The following is a 5,424-nucleotide window of genomic DNA, read 5'->3' on the forward strand; positions in this document are numbered from 1 at the left end:
TTTGGGAAGGGTGGTTTAAACTACAAACCATCCTTGAAGGCTACGAACTCGCAATGTCTCTTGATCACTAGACTTGTAATCAAGAGACAGCCATTTGGGAGGTTTTTCAGCTGTCCATAAGCGTTACTTAGCTGCTTTTGCTTGCTCTGCACGTTTACGGCGAATTTCTTTTGGATCGGCCAATAACGGTCGGTATATCTCGATACGATCTTTATCACGGATAGTTGCATCTAAACGAACATTTCGACTGTATACGCCGACTTTATTCTTTTTCAAATCAACTTCAGGGTACAGTTCCAGAACACCAGATTGACGAATGATCTCTTCAACTGTCGCTTGTTTGTTCACAACTAGATTAAACACACGTTGTTCTTGAGGAAGCGCATACACCACCTCAACGTGAATCATGTCCGACTCAATACTCATAACACTCGTACACCTGTTTCGCACGTTTAGTAAAAGCGTTCACCATATTACTGGTTAGCTCATTAAATATTTTGCCGAAAGCCATTTCGATCATTTTGCTCGAAAACTCAAACTCAAGCTTTAGTTCTACTTTACACGCTTGCTCATCCAAAGCAGTGAAGATCCAACCACCACGCAGCGTCTTAAAGGGACCATCCACCAAGTTCATCATAATAGCCTGACCTGGGATGAGTTCATTTGAAGTTGTGAACGTTTTGCTGATACCCGCTTTCGCAACATCGACAGAAGCCACCATACCCTTGCCCGAAGACTCAATGATTCGTGAACCTGAACAACCAGGTAGAAACTCAGGATACTTCGAAACATCATTGACCAGATCGAACATCTGCTCTGCACTAAAAGACACCAAAGCAGAACGGCTGATTTGCTTCATACACACTCCTATCGATACGCGTACATGTTTTAAGGCTTGTGCCAATTTTACTTTTATTCCACGATAGCGCAAATAAAAGGATTTCCTAACGTATATCCAACCCGTATAATGAGCCCATTATGGTAAAGAAAAAATCAAAGCAAAAAGCGGGTAGCAACACTATCGCGCTGAATAAAAAAGCTCGCCACGAATACTTCATTGACGATGAAATTGAAGCCGGCTTGGAGCTACAAGGCTGGGAAGTGAAAGCCCTTCGCCAAGGAAAAGCTAATATCGCCGAAAGCTATGTTTTCATGCGTGACGGTGAGGCTTTTGTGAGCGGAATGACCATCACTCCTCTTAATCAAGCATCAACTCACGTTGTCGCAAACCCTACACGTGTGCGTAAACTATTGATGAGTCGTCGTGAACTCGACAACCTTCTTGGTCGCATTAACCGTGAAGGTATGACGCTAGCAGCACTGTCACTGTACTGGTCTCGCTCTTGGGTGAAGATCAAAATCGGTGTTGCAAAAGGTAAAAAGCTTCACGACAAACGTACTGATATGAAAGAAAAAGATTGGGCTCGCGATAAAGCACGTATCATGAAGAGTAACTTGCGTTAATCTTGAGCACTTAAACGCACAGAGCTAGACAAGGAAAGCTTTTCTGGTACTATGCGGATAACACTTGGGGCTGATTTAGGATTCGACAGGAATTTTGAAGTCTGAGGTGCATGCCGTGGGGCGGTTGGCCACGTAAAAAGCCGCAAAAAAATAGTCGCAAACGACGAAAACTACGCACTAGCAGCTTAATAACCTGCTTAGAGCTCTCTTACCCTAGCTTCCGCTCGTAAGACAGGGACCAATAAGAGATCAAACCCAAACTAGCTAGCGTGGCTTCTCCCACCTGAGAGGAAAAGCGCGAATTATAATTCAGGTTAGCCTTTAACTAGCGTGTCGGTTCGCAGGTTGCTGGTGAAATTAAAGATCGACTAAGCATGTAGTACCAATGATGAATGATTTTTGGACGCGGGTTCAACTCCCGCCAGCTCCACCAAATCAAAAAATCGGGACGTCTCAAGACGTCCCTTTTTTGTATCTAACCCCCCGTAAAATAAGCGTTTGCTCATATCACTTAGTCTCACAAAGTTTCACTAATTCTTATTGGTAAAGTAACATTAGATGTAACAGCGCGTTAAACGTTATCTTTTGATGTTACATACGACCAAGGATTGGGAAAGTGGCTAAAAAAATCAGACCTTTATCTGCAACTCAAGTTAAAAACTTGAAATCACAAGCAAAGGAATTCTCTATCGGTGATGGTGATGGACTCTTTTTGAGGATAATGCCGAACGGTACAAAGTCATGGCTATTTAATTACATCCACCCTACAACAAAAAAGCGAAAAAATATCGGCTTAGGCAAGTATCCCGATGTTTCTCTCGCCACTGCGAGAGAACAAAGACAAACTATGCGAGAGCTAGTTGCCAAAGGTATAGACCCGAAAACTCATCGAGATAATCAGCAAACTGCTGAAAAGTTAGCAGCTCAAGACACGTTATTACATGTAGCTAAAGAATGGTTTGAACTAAAGCAACACTCTGTTTCTTCAGATTATGCAGATGACATTTGGCGTTCTCTAGAATTACATATCTTTCCCAATCTAGCTCAACTACCATTACGGGAAATTCTCGCTCCCACCGTTATCGCTCAACTCCGTCCTCTGGAAGCAAAAGGCTCTCTCGAAACAGTTAAGCGCGTGTGTCAGCGCTTGAATGAGGTTATGACATACGCGGTGAACTGCGGCAAAGTGGAAGCTAATCCACTAGCGAACATCAAGCAAGTCTTCAAAAAGCCAAAAGTTGAACATATGAAGACTATCACCCCTCAAGATCTGCCATTTCTATTGGAAAGCATGTCCAAAGTTAATATCAAACTTGTGACACGATGCGCATTTGAATTTCAACTTCACACGCTCACTCGCCCTTCCGAATGCGTGAAAGCTGAGTGGAACGAAATCGATTTTGCACAAAAACTTTGGACTATACCCAAGGACAAAATGAAGATGAAAAGGGATCATAAAATCCCTTTGTCAGACCCTGTAATTAAGCTTCTTCAATTCATGAAACCTATCTCTTTTGAACACAAATATGTATTTCCAAGTGATGCTAAAGCTGGTTCACACATGAATAGCCAGTCTGTCAACGCTGCCATAAAGCGTGCAGGCTTCTCTGGAAAACTCGTTAGCCACGGAATGAGGTCGATTGGAAGTACCGCACTGAATGAGCAAGGCTTCAATAGAGATGCTATCGAACTCTCGTTAGCACACGTAGATAGAAATACAATCAGAGATACCTACAACAATGCTGAGTACCTCGAAGAGCGACGCAACATCATGCAGTGGTGGAGTGACTACATCATAAGTGCTTCAAAAAACACATTTATTCTAGCGAAGAACCAAAACTTATTGTAAACCAAGGTTCAAAGCTTATTAAAAATCAGCCAGCGGGTAATTATAAGCAACTGTTTATAAAGGAAATTAAATTTGATTGCGGTGTTTTTGACGTGTATATTCAACTTAAGCAATAACAAAAATAAGAGCTTAAAATCATGAATATTGAAATAAAAATCGAAAGAAAAAATCGCGTACTATCGAGAGTTAATTTTTCCAAAGCCACTCTTCATCGTTATATTAATCAAGGAATTTTTCCGCCGCCTATATCTTTAGGCGGTCGAGCTGTCGGATTTTTCAGTCACGAAGTTGACGAATACCTAATCGCGGCGGCAAATGGTACCGATCTAAATGAAGCGGTCGAAAGAATGCTTAAAAAAAGAAAAGACCTCAAAACTCATTAGTAGCCAAAATCGATAATCACCAATTCAATTGCGGGCAGTTAAAAAGTTAACTTGCAACAGCGCTGACACTAACTTGGTCAGTACTAGCGTGCCCGCTTTTTTAGTCGCCTACTAAACTCCCCCTCCAACACATACTTTTCAAAAATTGAGCCTCCTCGTAGAAAGCCATCGAATTCATTACCGACATCAAGAATAGAAATTATGGAACGTATTGTTCGTAACTTGAAGCTAATGAAAACTAGCAGCAGCCTTGAACGGTACCAAACCTCAAAAACCGAGAGCAGTTTATATCATTCGTCCTAGGACGATACGCATGATTGTTCTTTGTAGGGAACAAGAGTAACTTAAACGAGCCTCTGTACTCGTTGAGTAAAATGAAATTTGTCCGGTACCGGAAAAAATCAAAATTTCAACACAAGACCATGTTTTTCATAGTTTTTATGTGATTTTTATTTTTTTTAAAATCCCTCAAAGTAAGCAGAAGTTAACAATATATTGTTAGCTATATAGCTAATATAACCATCACAATCTAAAATGTTAGCCATATAGCTAACTAAATGAAAAATGCACGATGGCATACAGATCTGAAATAGGCCTAAAAGTTAAGCAGGCCCGTAATCACATGAGATTGACACAAGTACAGTTATCAAAATTGACCAAAATTAATAAAACGACTATCTCAGAGATCGAGAACGGTCGATTCACTGGCTCGTTTGATATATTTGAAAGATTGCTCGATGCTGTAGGCTTACAGTTTGAGGTCACAGAAAAAACAAACCATCTACCAGATTGGGATGAGATCGAAGAACTGTTTTCAGATGATTAAGTGCAGAATCGATCTACCATGCGGTTCAAACACCACTCCTAACCAAATCGTCTAAATTATTGCTCTACTTCAAATAAATACCCCAAACCTAGACGCGAATACCATATACTTGCCTGGTTCTGGAATACTTGACAACACGACCAGCATAACTCGTTATGCTGAATTTACTCCAGTCATAGTATAAGCGTTAGTATAGGTGTTAGCAGATTAGCCCTGGACCACTGCCCGCCGTTTTTAGGCGGGGGCAAAAACCAGAAAGCGCGGAGCCCCGAGAAGCGTGAATTGCTCTGAGACTATTGTTCTTGATGAACTACCAAACACGCATATGCTGCCCTTTTTCACTTGTTTAATATGCATCCTGAACAACATTAACGTCACTCTTCAATATTATCTTCGGTTAAGAGTGCCATATCATACTGGATTCCTAGAATGCCGCATTCCAATAATGTATTGATGGAGCCGGCATATAGAAGAGGCCACCAAAGGCCTGTCTCTTGATCACAAGTCTAGTGATCAAGAGACATTGCGAGTTCGTAGCCTTCAAGGATGGTTTGTAGTTTAAACCATCCTTCCCAAAGCACCTTTATTGAAGCTCTACCCGTCCTCTTGGTATCTTTCCAACCGCCTAATTTAGCAAGGTTTTTGTACGCCCAGCCCATATCGGGTACTTCTTTAGGTAACGTCTTACTTTCTAGTTTCAACCACAGTAGCTTCCAAGCTTTTTGGCCCAATACCTTTTCACAACTTTCTTTCGTTAGCTCATCAACTTCTTTAATGAAGCGTAACGCCAATAAACGCGTAGCAACAAAGGCATAGATGACACTTAATCTCTCTAAGTTATCTTTACTTTGTAGCCTGAGTGACTCCACATCTGTCCCTTCACTTTTCCAGACTTTATGGAA

Annotated in this window: 6 protein-coding genes, 1 other RNA gene and 1 pseudogene; 5 read left to right on the plus strand and 3 right to left on the minus strand. The window is 41.3% G+C overall.

What is annotated here, in order from left to right; translation table 11 throughout:
- Positions 1–123: 123 nt before the first annotated feature.
- Both OQJ86_RS25940 and OQJ86_RS25945 read right to left on the minus strand, forming a co-directional pair.
- Positions 124–426 carry an RnfH family protein gene (locus OQJ86_RS25940; protein WP_038868778.1) on the minus strand — a complete coding sequence of 101 codons (303 nt, stop codon included), beginning with the start codon at positions 424–426 and terminating at the stop codon, positions 124–126.
- Positions 416–859 (minus strand): SRPBCC family protein, encoded by a 444-nt coding sequence (locus OQJ86_RS25945; RefSeq protein ID WP_265992137.1) that lies wholly within the window; start codon positions 857–859, stop codon positions 416–418. The genes OQJ86_RS25940 and OQJ86_RS25945 overlap by 11 nt, the downstream gene beginning before the upstream one ends.
- A 119-nt stretch (positions 860–978) precedes the next feature.
- Here OQJ86_RS25945 and smpB point away from each other — a divergent pair, with 119 nt between their 5' ends.
- The 5 genes from smpB to OQJ86_RS25970 all read left to right on the plus strand — a co-directional run bounded on the left by smpB (position 979) and on the right by OQJ86_RS25970 (position 4,522).
- On the plus strand, positions 979–1,464 hold the full coding sequence (gene smpB / locus OQJ86_RS25950) for an SsrA-binding protein SmpB (RefSeq protein ID WP_038868779.1): 486 nt from the start codon (positions 979–981) through the stop codon (positions 1,462–1,464).
- A gap of 66 nt (positions 1,465–1,530) precedes the next feature.
- Positions 1,531–1,897, plus strand: a transfer-messenger RNA (tmRNA) gene (gene ssrA / locus OQJ86_RS25955).
- Between the two features lie 183 nt (positions 1,898–2,080).
- Positions 2,081–3,313, plus strand: coding sequence for an integrase domain-containing protein (locus OQJ86_RS25960; protein ID WP_043007120.1), 1,233 nt, complete (start codon positions 2,081–2,083; stop codon positions 3,311–3,313).
- A 137-nt stretch (positions 3,314–3,450) separates the two neighbouring features.
- On the plus strand, positions 3,451–3,696 hold the full coding sequence (locus tag OQJ86_RS25965) for a helix-turn-helix transcriptional regulator (RefSeq protein ID WP_265992143.1): 246 nt from the start codon (positions 3,451–3,453) through the stop codon (positions 3,694–3,696).
- Positions 3,697–4,267: 571 nt separating this feature from the next.
- Positions 4,268–4,522: a helix-turn-helix domain-containing protein gene (locus tag OQJ86_RS25970; protein WP_221070002.1), complete on the plus strand. Its 255-nt coding sequence runs from the start codon at positions 4,268–4,270 to the stop codon at positions 4,520–4,522.
- Between the two features lie 506 nt (positions 4,523–5,028).
- Here OQJ86_RS25970 and OQJ86_RS25975 read toward each other — a convergent pair.
- A pseudogene (locus OQJ86_RS25975) lies at positions 5,029–5,424 on the minus strand (IS4 family transposase); the annotation flags it as partial.

The sequence above is a fragment of the Vibrio sp. Sgm 5 genome (assembly GCF_026241575.1).
GTDB lineage: Bacteria > Pseudomonadota > Gammaproteobacteria > Enterobacterales > Vibrionaceae > Vibrio > Vibrio jasicida.

Coding starts and splice junctions, on each gene's coding strand:
- OQJ86_RS25940 (WP_038868778.1), bottom strand. CDS start 426: ATGAGTATTGAGTCGGACATGATTCACGTTGAGGTGGTGTATGCGCTT.
- OQJ86_RS25965 (WP_265992143.1), top strand. CDS start 3,451: ATGAATATTGAAATAAAAATCGAAAGAAAAAATCGCGTACTATCGAGA.
- OQJ86_RS25970 (WP_221070002.1), top strand. CDS start 4,268: ATGGCATACAGATCTGAAATAGGCCTAAAAGTTAAGCAGGCCCGTAAT.
- OQJ86_RS25945 (WP_265992137.1), bottom strand. CDS start 859: ATGAAGCAAATCAGCCGTTCTGCTTTGGTGTCTTTTAGTGCAGAGCAG.
- smpB (WP_038868779.1), top strand. CDS start 979: ATGGTAAAGAAAAAATCAAAGCAAAAAGCGGGTAGCAACACTATCGCG.